The organism is Calditrichota bacterium, assembly GCA_016867835.1.
Classification (GTDB): Bacteria; Electryoneota; AABM5-125-24; order Hatepunaeales; family Hatepunaeaceae; genus VGIQ01.
The window spans coordinates 14,805-27,229 of sequence record VGIQ01000028.1 but is presented as its reverse complement, the minus strand read 5'-3'; the positions used below and the strand labels follow the sequence as shown (position 1 = coordinate 27,229).

Annotated in this window: 9 protein-coding genes; all 9 read right to left on the bottom strand. The window is 59.8% G+C overall.

The genetic code is table 11. The features are described 5' to 3' along the window. On the bottom strand, positions 1 to 1,206 hold a 1,206-nt coding region (locus FJY67_04720; protein MBM3328767.1), incomplete at its 3' end, for a Glu-tRNA(Gln) amidotransferase GatDE subunit E. 123 nt (positions 1,207 to 1,329) lie between these two features. Beyond that, positions 1,330 to 3,552: a T9SS type A sorting domain-containing protein gene (locus tag FJY67_04715; protein ID MBM3328766.1), complete on the bottom strand. Its 2,223-nt coding sequence runs from the start codon at positions 3,550 to 3,552 to the stop codon at positions 1,330 to 1,332. A 120-nt stretch (positions 3,553 to 3,672) separates the two neighbouring features. Next, entirely contained in the window at positions 3,673 to 5,172 is a 1,500-nt protein-coding gene (locus FJY67_04710) for a cytochrome c biogenesis protein ResB (protein MBM3328765.1), read from the bottom strand. Between the two features lie 166 nt (positions 5,173 to 5,338). Next, entirely contained in the window at positions 5,339 to 5,941 is a 603-nt protein-coding gene (gene nadD / locus FJY67_04705; protein ID MBM3328764.1) for a nicotinate (nicotinamide) nucleotide adenylyltransferase, read from the bottom strand. 3 nt (positions 5,942 to 5,944) lie between these two features. Continuing rightward, a complete protein-coding gene (gene bamD, locus FJY67_04700; protein ID MBM3328763.1) occupies positions 5,945 to 6,664 on the bottom strand; it encodes an outer membrane protein assembly factor BamD in 720 nt (239 codons plus the stop codon). 35 nt (positions 6,665 to 6,699) lie between these two features. Beyond that, positions 6,700 to 8,553 carry an apolipoprotein N-acyltransferase gene (gene lnt, locus FJY67_04695; protein ID MBM3328762.1) on the bottom strand — a complete coding sequence of 618 codons (1,854 nt, stop codon included), beginning with the start codon at positions 8,551 to 8,553 and terminating at the stop codon, positions 6,700 to 6,702. A 56-nt stretch (positions 8,554 to 8,609) separates the two neighbouring features. Next, entirely contained in the window at positions 8,610 to 9,656 is a 1,047-nt protein-coding gene (locus tag FJY67_04690) for a Gfo/Idh/MocA family oxidoreductase (protein MBM3328761.1), read from the bottom strand. Beyond that, positions 9,653 to 10,147, bottom strand: coding sequence for a pre-16S rRNA-processing nuclease YqgF (locus FJY67_04685; GenBank protein ID MBM3328760.1), 495 nt, complete (start codon positions 10,145 to 10,147; stop codon positions 9,653 to 9,655). Before FJY67_04685 ends, FJY67_04690 begins: the two co-directional genes overlap by 4 nt. Beyond that, positions 10,147 to 12,381: a bifunctional (p)ppGpp synthetase/guanosine-3',5'-bis(diphosphate) 3'-pyrophosphohydrolase gene (locus FJY67_04680; protein MBM3328759.1), complete on the bottom strand. Its 2,235-nt coding sequence runs from the start codon at positions 12,379 to 12,381 to the stop codon at positions 10,147 to 10,149. The genes FJY67_04685 and FJY67_04680 overlap by 1 nt, the downstream gene beginning before the upstream one ends. Positions 12,382 to 12,425 lie beyond the last annotated feature (44 nt).

The following is a 12,425-nucleotide window of genomic DNA, read 5'->3' as shown; positions in this document are numbered from 1 at the left end:
GATTTCATCGAGCGCGGTATCGATATCCGCGTCCTGCCCGTGAACGACGATGGCAGCATCGTCTTCAGACATGTCGCCAAGGGCTTTCAAGGTCTCTCGGTCGCGCCGCGAAAGCGAGGTCGGACGCCGGTCGTCGGTATGGAGAATGTAGGGTGGTTCGGTCAAACAGGCGATCACCCGCACCCGGCCGGCGATGTCATCGGCGAAGGTGCGCGTCGGTCCGATAGGCCAGCGCAGCAGTCCCGCCATTCCGGTCGCAATGGTGGCTCCGACCCGTTCGCCCCGCGCTACCGCCGCGATGACCTGGGGATGCACCAGTCGGCCGCCCGCATCGACTCTTCGGAAAAGACGGGGCAGGCGGTCGATGCCGCGCGCCCGCATACGTTCCCTTAATGCCAACAGCCGCGACTGGCGATAGGCTTCATAGTAGGTCAAACTGGGGAAGAGCGGAATGCGCGGCACGCCTTTGATCTCAATCCGGGTCCCGCCCGCTACCGAGACATTGACGTCCTGCCGCACCGATCCGATGCCGCGACGGACCTTGCCTGTCGAGCGCACGATATCGCCGATGAGCGTCCCTACCAAGGCGACCTCTTCCGGCGTCCTGATGTCGGGAGCCGTTACAACCTCGATCAACGGCATCGATAGCCGGTCGGTGGCACAGATGCGGCGGTGCCCCCGGTCGAGGATTTCACGGCACGAGTCCTCCTCGACGGCTAACTGCACAACACCGATGGTGCGGCCCTGAAACTCAAAGCCCCCGTTCAGCCCGACGATTGCCGTCCGCTGAAAACCGGCCGGAATCGAACCGTCCAGATACTGCTTGCGCGCGACGTGCAGTTCACCCACGATCTTGCAGTTGAAGAGCAGCGCAATCTCGATCGCGATGTCAACGGCCTGTGAGTTGATTGGGAACGGCGGATTGTCGTCCATCTCATAGGTGCAGACCGACCGCCGGTTGAGGCGATAGAGGATCTCCTTACGAGTCTTGAACTCCATCAACGCCGTGCCGTCGTATTCGCCCAACTCCGAGAGCGTCGGGCGCATATGGCGTAGCGCCTCGGCGTCGTACTCGTCCGAATAGAGACCGGCCGGGCAGCGGCAGAAGAGTTTATGGTCGGTCAGGAGTTGCTGATGGACCTCAAGGCCGCTCTTGAAGCCGGCAGCGACCGGGTCGTAGGTTGTCGGATCCGAGGATTGGCTCACGTTGGGGAGACTCTGTCCGGGAAGATATGCGCGAGGCCGGCCCGGAGCCGGGAAATGGGCTCCGGACCGGCCTCACCGTTCGTCCGCACCGCAGGTGCGCTGCACAGCGCCCTACAGCCGGAATTACTTCATCAGCACCATCTTGCGCGAGGCGCTGTAACCGGGCGCGGTCAGCCGGTAGATATAGACGCCCGCCGGTAGGCCGGAAGCGTCGATCTCAAGGCTGTGATACCCGGCTGGCAGCACACCGCGATGAACCTCCTGCACCCGACGACCGGTCTGGTCATAGATGCCGATCGCCGTCAATCCGGAGTTCTTCAGGGCGAATTCGATGGTCGTCGTCGGGTTGAACGGGTTCGGGAAGTTCTGAGTCAGGCTCCAAGCCTCGGGAATACCCGGCCGGACGTTCTCACTTACACGGTTAGGCCGTGTCGAAGCCCGCACCCGCCACTGGCGCTGCGGCGCGTTCTGCGACGTGTTCGCTACCAGGAAGGTAGTCGAAATGGTCGTATCGACCTCAGTGCGGAACGTCACCCGAACCGTCTCGGTGTCCTGGCCGGCCAATTCGAACGAGGTCGGCTCTACGGTGAAGAAATTGCGCGCCGAGGGCGAGACGTTGATGTTGCGAATCGTCACCGAATCGGTGCCATAGGAAATGAAGAGGCATTCAACGGAATGATCCTCGCCCAGCGCCAAATCGTAGCCAATATCGAGTGTATCGGGCTCGATCCGCAGGAACGGACCGACAGCCTGGCCTTCGGCGATCCGGACGTCGATACCGTAGTCGCCCGAGCGGTTAGGGCCGTAGTTGGCGCCGTCGTCACCCGTAACCAGCATCGCCCAGGGCATATGGACGTTGGTGCCGGCAATCGGAGGGGTGTTGTCCATCTGGATGGCGCAGCCGTTCCGGTAAAGGTAAGCGACGATAGCCGCCTGACCCCGCTGGAACGAAGTCGCCGAGTCCGCCGGTATCTCAAACTCAACATACTGCACTTCCCGCGCCCCGTTGGTCCGGGCTTCATAGCTCCAAACCTGGGTATAACGCAGACGCTCGGTGTCGAGGATGTAGATTCGCATCGGAATCGAATATTCCTGCGCCGCTGAGGGGGACACTCCGACCCGGCAATGGGTGATCTTGAGCGTCCGCTCATCGCCGGGATGATAATAGACCGCCGCCCAGCCGCTGCCCTCCGACCAGTTGGTGGCACCTTCCAATTCGCCATCGGTATAACTGATCCAGTCGTCGGCATTGCGCACCGGATCGATCACAATCTGGTCGAGGTATTCAAAGTTGTTATCGACGTTCGAGTCGTTCGGCACCTGCACCTCGACGGCTACAGTGTAGCGTCCCGGCGCGCCCGATTCCCAGGCTCCAGCGCAGGTAACGATGACCGTATCGCCGCCGGAGAGATCCTGCTCGACATTGGTGGAGTCGAAGACTGTCCGCCCATCCGCATCGAGCACCTGGAAGCGCACCAGATAGGCATCGACATCTGAACCGTAATTGACTATCTCAGCCTTGAAGATCTGCTCGGTGCCCTGATAGGTCGCATACTTGCCGGTCTGGAGCCGACCCGGTTCGCCGCTGAAGACGTCGATCACCCCGGCATCCATAAAGGCGGCGAGGTAGTTGCCGTTGGCACGAATCAGAAAGTCGCCGCCGCTGTTGAGAGTCCAGGAGTTGAGCGGGGTCGGAGGGGCGGCTTGCAAGTTGGCTACCTGAGCCCGATAACTGCGGTTCACACCAGCGCCGTCCATCAGATCCCACCAGCCGTCGCCCTGCTGAGCGCCCTGATAGTTGCCGCCCGGCGCCACACCATACATGATGGCAAAACGTTCGCCTTCGTTGAAGGTCACGTATTGATTCTCATTGAATACCAGTGTTTGCCAGTTCGAGGCAATATCGTTGAAGTTGAAGACCGGAAGTTGATTGATGCGACCGGTATAGACCCGCTCGCCCAATCCAAAGTTCTGCTGGTCCAGCCGATAGACATAGACGTTGCAGGGATTGTCGTCGCCAAATTGATTGAGCGGCATCACCCGCACGCCCTGCAGACGAAAGCGGGCGTTGGGAGTGAAATCGACACGCGTCCAGAGATTCGACACCGGCCAGAGAGACTGGGGACTTCCGTCATCATAGAAGATCCAGGTGTCACCAAGGGGGTCGCGACGCGGTCCGCCCGGTTCATCCCGATCGATGAAATCGGGCGAGATGACCTGACCAACCGGGTCGATCGTGATCTCGGGTGCTGAGAGCATCGCCGGCACTTCCGCTAAGGCAAAGGAACAAAGCCCCGCCAGCATCAGCGCCACCCCCGCCGGAAGTGGTTGGAAACGAATCTTCATCAGGTTCTCCTGCTAATTCTTGTAGTGTGGTCGCAGCCACCTTTCGGTCAGCGCGCCACGCGGTGATTGAATATCTTGAAAGCGCCTCGCCGAAAGCATCCGGCTCGCGCTCACCTGTTGCTAAAACTGCTGCCGCTTGAGCCCGATCGGTTCTATCATTCCCCCAATCCAGCGCTCAAAGTGAGCCTCCTCGCGATGCCCCTGCCCGGCAATGTGCAATTCCAGACCGCCGTCGGGCTTCGTCCACTCGAGTATCCAAACCTGCCGGTGGTGCATCGAATAGGTCAGGATCAGACCGATGGTAACGATGAAGAATCCGGCCCAGACCAGCGGCCTCCCGCCGTCGCGATGGACGTCGAATATCGTCGTGTATCCCCCCGGAATGCTGCGCAAACCGACGACCTTTTTCAAGCCGAATTCGACCGGCAATGCCGCACCACCCATAGATCCGATCATCCCCCGGAACGCCCAACCGGCGCCGAGATCGGCATCCCCCCGATAGAGCCGCACCCGCACCGCCGGATTGCGAAGTTCGGTCGATGCGCTGAAGGGCTGCATCTTGTCGTCGAGCCGGAAGTCGGACAGGAAGCGCTCAGCCTCAACCTGATAACTGCTTCCCGGAAGATTGACTCGCCCCCCGCCGATCTTCAGCGGAACCACGACTTCGCCGATCTCTGCGTCACGGCAGATCACCATCACCGAGTCCACCGTCGTGCGCGGCGCACCGACATCGAAACTGCTCTGATAGAAGCGGTAACTGCGATGCCGAAGCGGGCTGTTGACTTCGACGCGGCGACGGGCCAACTCGCGTTCGCCGTCGAGCACCGTCACATCGCTCACATAGGAGCGAATGTTGCCCTGATAGGGCATTTGCCGCCCGCCATCGAAGATCGCAAAGTCGGTCCGGAGGCTTCCTCTGTCAAGCCATAACGCTGACTGACGACCCGGCATGACCGAGAACTCGACATAGGCCGAATCGCTCTTAAGTGCGGTTACCTTCCCTCGCCGCCGGTCAGCCGCTTCGACCCATAAATTGAGACCGACCGGGTAGTAGTCTATGAAGAAGGTATCCACCCGCACCGCAAAGCCCCATTCCGGCATTGCCACCACGTCGCCGGCCCGGCCCATCACACGGGTCGAATAGCCGGTCATACTGCCCGCCAGTCCCCCCAGGATAAGGAGCAGCATTCCGATGTGCGACAAGAGCGGCCCCAGTCGCGACAAGCCACCTGCCGATCCGACCCAGGCCCGGTAGCCCTTCCCATCCCCGGCGGCAATCGAGAGATTCATTTGTCTAAACAGCGCGGCCGGATCGAAGCCCTTGCCAACGTTCCCCAGGTAGCGATTCGGAGCCCCCAGGAACTGTGCCGGGTCGGTGCGCAGAGAACGACGAAACGCCAGCCGAAATTGCACCGGCGTCCGCTCGATTACACAGACCATCAGACTAAGCGCCAACAGCCCCAGCGATAGCCGGAACCACCACGACCGGAACGGATCCGACAGTCCAAAGCCTTGCACCAGCACATTGTCCGATGCATCGGGCGGGAGAAACTCCCCCAATAGAAGCGAAAATAGCGCCAGTCCCGCCGTTATTACCAGAATCCAAACCGCAAACTTCATCGAATGCAGCAGATCCCAGAATTGTGCGGTCAGTCCCCTTCCCTTGGGTGGCGTATTGGCAATAGTAGCGGCTATGGCGTTCTATCTGGCAGAATAACCTGTCCAATCAAGATAGCAACTGCCGGCCGGCAAGTCAAGGCGCTCCCGCAATCCAATGCCTCCGTTGTCAACGATATAGACCCTCGCGCTCGATAATATCGGCTACGGCCGAGGCAACCCACGGCACAATGGGCAATCCGGCATTCACCCGGCTGCGAATCCCGGATGACGAAACATCGATCTGCGGTGTGGCAACAAATCTCATACGCTCCCGGTAAGGTCCGACTACGACATTGTCGCGTGAGCCTCTTCGCACCATCACGACAACCCTTGCCAGTTCGAAAATGCGCTCCGGATCGCGCCAGGTATCGAACTGACCGGCCAGGTCGGCTCCGATCAAAAGGAAGCGTTCAAAGTCCGGTGAAGGATATTGAAGGGCCAGTCGTTCGAGGCTAAGAACGGTGTAGGAGATTCCCCCCCTTTCGATCTCGTCCGAGGCGGTTTCGAAGAGCGGATCGTCGGCGAACGCGGCCGCGGTCATCCGGAGGCGTGCTTCGGGTGGAGCCCAAGGCCCTGCGGACTTATGCGGAGGTGCTGCGGCCGGCATTACGATCACCTTCTCGAGTCCCAGTTCCTCGGCTGCAACCCGAACCGGCAGACGATGCCCCATGTGAGGCGGGTCGAAACTGCCGCCGAAAAGCCCGATCAACCTCGGTCCGCTGCCCGCCACCACCTACCTTTCCGAATCCTTTATCCGCGCAAGCGCTTCCCGCGCCTTTGCGACCATTTGGTGATCCGGGTATTTGACGATGAACTGCCGGTAGGCTTCAGCACCATCGTCCGATTTGCCGTCGGCGACAAGCGCTTCGCCCAGCCGGAAAGCGCTCTCGGCAGCCCAGTCGGTATCGTAATAACGCTCGACGACACCTCTAAAGTAGAGCGCCGCTGCAACATAGTCGCGCGTCTTCAGATACCCTATCCCGGCCATGTGTTCCTTCTGTGCCAGTTTGATCCGGCAGGCATCGATCATCTCTTGCGCCTGGCGGACGAGATCCCGCCGATCGGGGTAGTAGTCGATGAACGACTGCAATGCCTCCATCGCTCGACCGGTCATCTCCTGATCGAGATCAAAGCGTGGCGAAAGTCGGTAATAGCACTCCCCCTCGCGAAACATCGCCTCCGGCGCCAGCGGACTGCGCGGATATCGGCGATAGACCTCGGCAAAAGAATCCCCGGCCAGGATGAACTCCTTCAACCCATAGTGCGCTTCGCCGAGTAGAAACTGCGCCGAATCCACCAGCGACGAACCCGAATAGGTCAGGGTGAAGAACTGCAAACCATCGACTGCGGCTTGATAATTCTCCCTTTCCATCTGACGCTGCAGGTGCCTGAACGCCGGTTCCGGCTCCATCAGACTGTAGTCAGGTGGTGAGGCACAACCTGCTATGAGCATCAGTAAGCCCAATCCGGGTAAGGTGAATCTCAACTTCAACGACCGCGAAAGGTGTATAGTGACCAAATGACTAAACCGGTGGATAGTGTGATAATGAGTGATCGCCGAAGGGACAAATTGCCAAGCCCGTCGGGTTGTCTCCGGGCGGTAGTGTCAGAATCGGCGGTTGCCAGCCTTTGAAGGGCAAAGGTTCGCTGCTGCGCATCGCTATGTCCTGACACCGAACCCGCACCTGAGCCTGATTCATAAGGTATGCTGCGTAGGTCCGACATCAAGGTAATCCGACCTACCTTCTGTTCCGGAGACTTGCAAACGATGGACTCGACTTCAGCGCCCCTGACCGATGTGCCGGACACAAGAAACAAGGTCGTTACAATGACTGACACTTTTCTACGCCAAGTCCTGATTCCGGCACCGATCATGAAGAGCCCATAGATCAGCGCCGATATCTTTAGCCACACCTCGCCGTGGCGGACATAGAAGGTTATATCATCGCAGAGCGGCAGTGCCGCGACCCGCCATTCGGTGCGGTAGAGTTCCGTTTCAGCGATGACGCGGCCCAATTGGTCGCAGAGAAATGAGTAGCCGCAGTTTGAAGCCCGCGCCATTGCCCGTCGCGTTTCTATGGCGCGAAACCGGCTTAGAACCGAAATCTGCGCCGGCTCGGACGACCGGCCATACCAGGCGTCGTTGGAGATCGTCGTGAGGAAGTTCGCTCCCCGCCGGACGAAGTCTGCGGTCATGCCCGGGAATGCCGACTCGAAGCAGACCAAGGTCGGGAAGCGGACCACACTATGTCCTACCGGTGCGCTGAAGAGAGTCGGTCGCGGCGCCGGAAGGAACTCTGCCTGACCGAGATTCAGGTCGCCCAGCGCCGGGACGATCCACTGAAACGGCACCCGCTCCCCCATAGGCACCAGTTGTTTCTTGGCACCGCGCTCGATGATACCTTGCTGCGGCAGAACCAGAAACGAGGCGTTAAGCGGCTTTGCCCGACCGGCATCCCGCACATAATCCGAAGCGCCGGTGACGATCGCTGCACCGGTTCGGTCGGCTATGGCAAGAACTTTTTCGGAAGCGTAACTCTGATAAAGGAGATTGTCCGGCACCGCCGTCTCGGGCCAGAGGGCCAGATCGACTCCTTTCAAAGTGGCAATCGTCGTCAGCGAGTCATAGATCGCGAGGCTGTGATCGCCGCCCAGCCTCCACTTGTCGTCGGGCGCTATGTTGCCTTGAATGACGGCGACCCGGACGAGCGGCAGGCCGGAGCGGTAATGGTTGTAGGCATGCCACTGCGCCGCTACCGGGATCAAGGCTAACATTACCAACAGCCCAAATCCAAGCCGGCGAACCGCGAGACGTGCCTCCTGCCAGACCGCGAAGATCGCCCCGTTTACCGCCGCGACCCAGAACGTAACCCCTGCGGAGCCGGTGAACTCCATCACTTGAAGAATGGCATCGAAGCCGTTCTGGGTCAGCGCCAGAAATGGCCAGGGGAAGGCTATCTCGCCCAAGTGCCCGAGCCAACCTTCCCAGGTCGTCCAGGCGAACGGAAGAACGACCAAAGCCCAACCGCCCCACCTTTCGGTCAGCCAGACGTGGACGCGCGATGCAAATCCCCACGCCGTTGCCAAAATCGAAACCGTTGCCAGCATCGACGCCGATGCCGCGCCCCAATGCGTCCCGCTGTTAAGTGCTAACCAGTAGAGTGCCCCCCCGTTGAAAGCAAATCCTGCAACGAACCCGCTCCGAAAGGCTTCGCCGGGGGACTCCTTCAAAGCCAACAATAGCGGCACCAGCCCGATCCACGCCAGAATCGACAGGTCGAGCGGCGGCAGTCCCAATGCCAACAGGACGCCGCTCCCGGCCCCCAGCAACAACGGTTTCACCCTCTTCTCTCGATCATCTTTCCGGCTTCATCCTTTATCCTTTATTCTCTATCCTTTCACAGCCCGGCAACTTGCTGCCAGCGGGAAATCACTTCGAGAACCTCAAACGCTTCGGCGGCTGTCGAAAGCGGTTGCTGCCGCGTCCGGACGCAACTTAGGAAGTGCGCCAGTTCGGCTTTGAACGAGTTGCGATAGAGTTTCACTTCATCGCCGAATGAAGGCAGGTTGGTCTTCATCGTCTGATCGATTTGACGGCGGATGATGCGCAGCGGACTCAGCGCAGCTGCACCGTGCGTCCCGGAGAGCCAGAGATAGGCTTTATCGTGATCGTCGCAGTTAGCCCAGGAGACTTCGAGCAGGAAGGGGACATCATCGCCAATGCGGATATAGGCTGAGGCGGAATCCTCGACGGCAAGTTCGAGGGTCTGGCTCGACGAGCCTCCTGCTATGGCAGTGGCGTGGGGAAAGTCGAGCAGGAAAAGCGCAAGGTCGATCATCTGCAGGCCGAGGTCGAACATCACTCCTCCGCCTGCCATTCTGGGATCGGTGAACCAGTAGGGCCGCCCCCAGACACCGAGCCGCTTAAGCCAGCCGGCACGCACCATTGTGATCGCCCCCAACTCACCCCGCTTGACAACCCTCCGCAATTGGACAGTATCGGGCCGGAAGCGGTGGTTCATCGCTACCATTAGCAGCCGTCCGGTCCGCTCGACCGACTCAACTATGGTGCGACCCTCCTCAACGGTGCGGGCAAAGGGCTTTTCGAGCAGCACATCGACGCCGCTCTCGAGCGCCAGCCGGCATAGCACCGGGTGGGTTATGGTCGGCGTCGCGATTACCACCGCATCGAGGTGGGTATGTTCGAACAACGCGTCGGGCTGATCGAACCAGACCGGTATGGCAAACTTCTCGGCAACCATGGCTGCGCGGCGCGGGTCGCTGTCGCAAAGCGCGACCAGATCGATCCCGGCTTCGCTCAGCAGGTTCGGTATATGCGCCATTTGCGAAATGCCGCCCGCACCGATGACACCGATGCGCAGTTGCTTGATGACCTTGGACTGAGCCGACGGTTCAGCCGATGAGGTGTCGTTTTTCCGGTTCACGGTATCTCCGGAGACTGTTGGGGGGAGACTTGGGGAATGTGTGATGTCAAATTTGATGCAGCGCCACCTTGCAGTTGGAGGCTGGCGAGATAGTCGTTGACGATGAGGATCGCCGCGCCTTCGTCAAGCCAGCCGCGCTGGCGGGGAAGACGGGTGCCGGGTATCTTATGATCGCGCAGCACTGAGGAGGTGGTATGACTCTCGGAATGGAAGATCACTTCAAAGCCATGTCCGCGGAGCGCAGCGCCGAGTCGTAGCGCCCCGGATCGCACCAGACCGTTGTCCCGCCAGCCATCATCAGGCAAGCCGATGACCACCGTCCTTGCACCGCGTTCCCGTGCCTTTCTCATCACTGTTCGCATCAACTCCCGGCGTTTCAAGCCGTTCAATACACCGGCACCGACCGCTACTCTGCGATCCGGATCGGTAACCGCCAGGCCGGTGCGCTTAAGGCCGTAGTCAACGCCCATTATAGGACCATCCGGTGTCATTATGCCACCGCAGACCCATCAAGCACCGGCTTGGTCTCGAGCCGTTCGACCCGCAGGATGCCGCGCACCCGGTGCAGTCGTCCAAGGAGGCGCGTCAGATGAGGCAGATTGCGGACGTCGATCTCGAGCGTGCCGATCGCCAGTTTGTCTTCCATATGGAACTCGACTCGCGTGATGTTCACTTTCAGGACTGCCATCACAAGGGTGACATCTCTAAGGAGGTTGGGACGGTCGTCGGCAACGATTTGAATCCGCGCTGTGAACCGGTCGTCCGGCTCGACGTCCCACGACACCGTGACGACTTTGCGCTCGTCCTCGAGCAGTTCGGTGATGCGGCTGCAATCCGTGCGATGGATGCGAACCCCTTCGCCCGGTATCTGAAAGCCGATGATCGGATCGCCGGGCAACGGACTGCAACAATCGGCAAGGCGCAAGGTCAGATTGTCCAGCGACCGGACTCGAACCCGCGAATCGCCAGGTGCACGGTGGACGATACGGCTAATAAGACCTTCCTTATCCGTAGCGACCCGGGGCACCAGTTTGCGCATCACCTGGCCAAGCGTAATCACCCCCGAGCCGACCTGCGCATAGAAGTCGGACAACTCCTTGAAGCCGAATGAGATTGCAATGTCGGCGATTTCGTTTCGCTCGGACTTGAGTTTGAAGCGTTCCAGTTCGGCCGCGATCAATTCCTCGCCCAGCCGTTTGGATTCGTCGTAGCGCGTCTCGCGAAACCACCGCTTGATCCGGTTCCGGGCGCGCGCCGTCCGGACAAATTTCAACCACTCGGCATTCGGTCGCTGTCCCGGCGAGGTGAGGATCTCGATGATATCGCCCGACTCGAGTTCGCTATAGAGCGGCACAACGCGCCCCCCCACCTTGGCGCCGATGGTTTGCAGTCCGATGCTGCTGTGAATTGCGAACGCGAAATCGACCGGGGTGGCGCCCCGCGGCAACTGAATCAACTTCCCCTTGGGAGTGAAGACGAATATCTCATCCTGGAAGAGATCGACCTTGAGCGACTCCATAAAGTCGCCAGTCGCAGTCGCCTCCTGCTGCATATCCATCAGCGACCGAATCCAGGTGAACTGGGCGTCGAGTTCGTCCGGTTTTGTCTCACCGGCTTTATACTTCCAGTGCGCAGCGATGCCATTTTCGGCGATGGCGTGCATCTCCGCAGTTCTAATCTGCACTTCGACGATTCGTCCCTTGCCGTCCCGCACTTTGGTGTGCAGCGACTGGTAAAGATTCGACTTCGGCAAGGCGATGTAGTCCGTGAAGTGCTCGGTAACAGGCGTGAAGAGGTCGTGGAGCACTCCGAGTGCGCGATAGCACTCCTCCTTCTCACCCACAATCACCCGGATCGCAAGGAGGTCGAGGATTTCGTCGAACCGTTTTCCCTGCTTGCGAATCTTATCGTAGATACTGGCCACCGACTTGATCCGGCCGTCGATCTCGGCGGTAATGCCAATCCGTTCCAGTTCCCGCCGGATCGGGCGGATGAACTCCTCGATAATCGTTGCCCGCTCTTCTTCCGATCCGGCGATGCGCGACAGTATCGAGTCGTATTCAGCCCGGTCCAGCACCCTTAGCGCGAGGTCTTCCATTTCGCGGGCGATGCGAGCTACGCCGAGCCGCGAGGCGAGCGGTGCATAGATGTCGCGCGTCTCGAGCGCGATCCGCTTTTGCGGCAGCGGCGGGAGCGAGTCGATGGTCCGCATGTTGTGCAGCCGGTCGGCGAACTTAATTAGAATCACCCGCAGGTCCTTCAGCATCGACAGAAGCATCTTGCGGATCGATTCGGCTTGCTGCTCCTCCCAGGTCTGAAATCTCAGTTCGCCGATTTTGGTTACGCCGTCCACAAGGAGCGCAACCTGAGGTCCGAACTCTTCGCGCAGGTCGTCGAGCGCAATACTCGAATCTTCGACGACGTCGTGCAACAGACCCGCAGCGACGGCTATATAGTCGGCGCGCAGTTCCACCAGGATATTAGCGACCACAAGAGGATGCACGAAATAGGGCTCGCCCGATTGCCGCTTTTGATCCTGATGAGCCTGAACTGCAAAATCGAACGCGCGCGCAACGAGGTCGCTATTCATTCGCCGGTGATAGGCTTTCAGCCCGGCAAGCAGCGCACTCTTCTCGGCGGCAAACCGACGCTTGTGCGTTTCAGAATTCAACAGTCCATAGACGTTGGAGGTAGGTCGTATCGGATCTGACCCCGCGCGAATCATCCCCTTATCGAGAGAGCAACACTAATAAAGGCATGATTGTAAGG

Bases quoted from the DNA above. Each gene is read 5' to 3' on its own strand.
- bamD (MBM3328763.1), bottom strand. From the start codon at position 6,664: ATGCTCATAGCAGGTTGTGCCTCACCACCTGACTACAGTCTGATGGAG.
- FJY67_04680 (MBM3328759.1), bottom strand. From the start codon at position 12,381: ATGATTCGCGCGGGGTCAGATCCGATACGACCTACCTCCAACGTCTAT.
- FJY67_04715 (MBM3328766.1), bottom strand. From the start codon at position 3,552: ATGAAGATTCGTTTCCAACCACTTCCGGCGGGGGTGGCGCTGATGCTG.
- FJY67_04710 (MBM3328765.1), bottom strand. From the start codon at position 5,172: ATGAAGTTTGCGGTTTGGATTCTGGTAATAACGGCGGGACTGGCGCTA.
- FJY67_04685 (MBM3328760.1), bottom strand. From the start codon at position 10,147: ATGACACCGGATGGTCCTATAATGGGCGTTGACTACGGCCTTAAGCGC.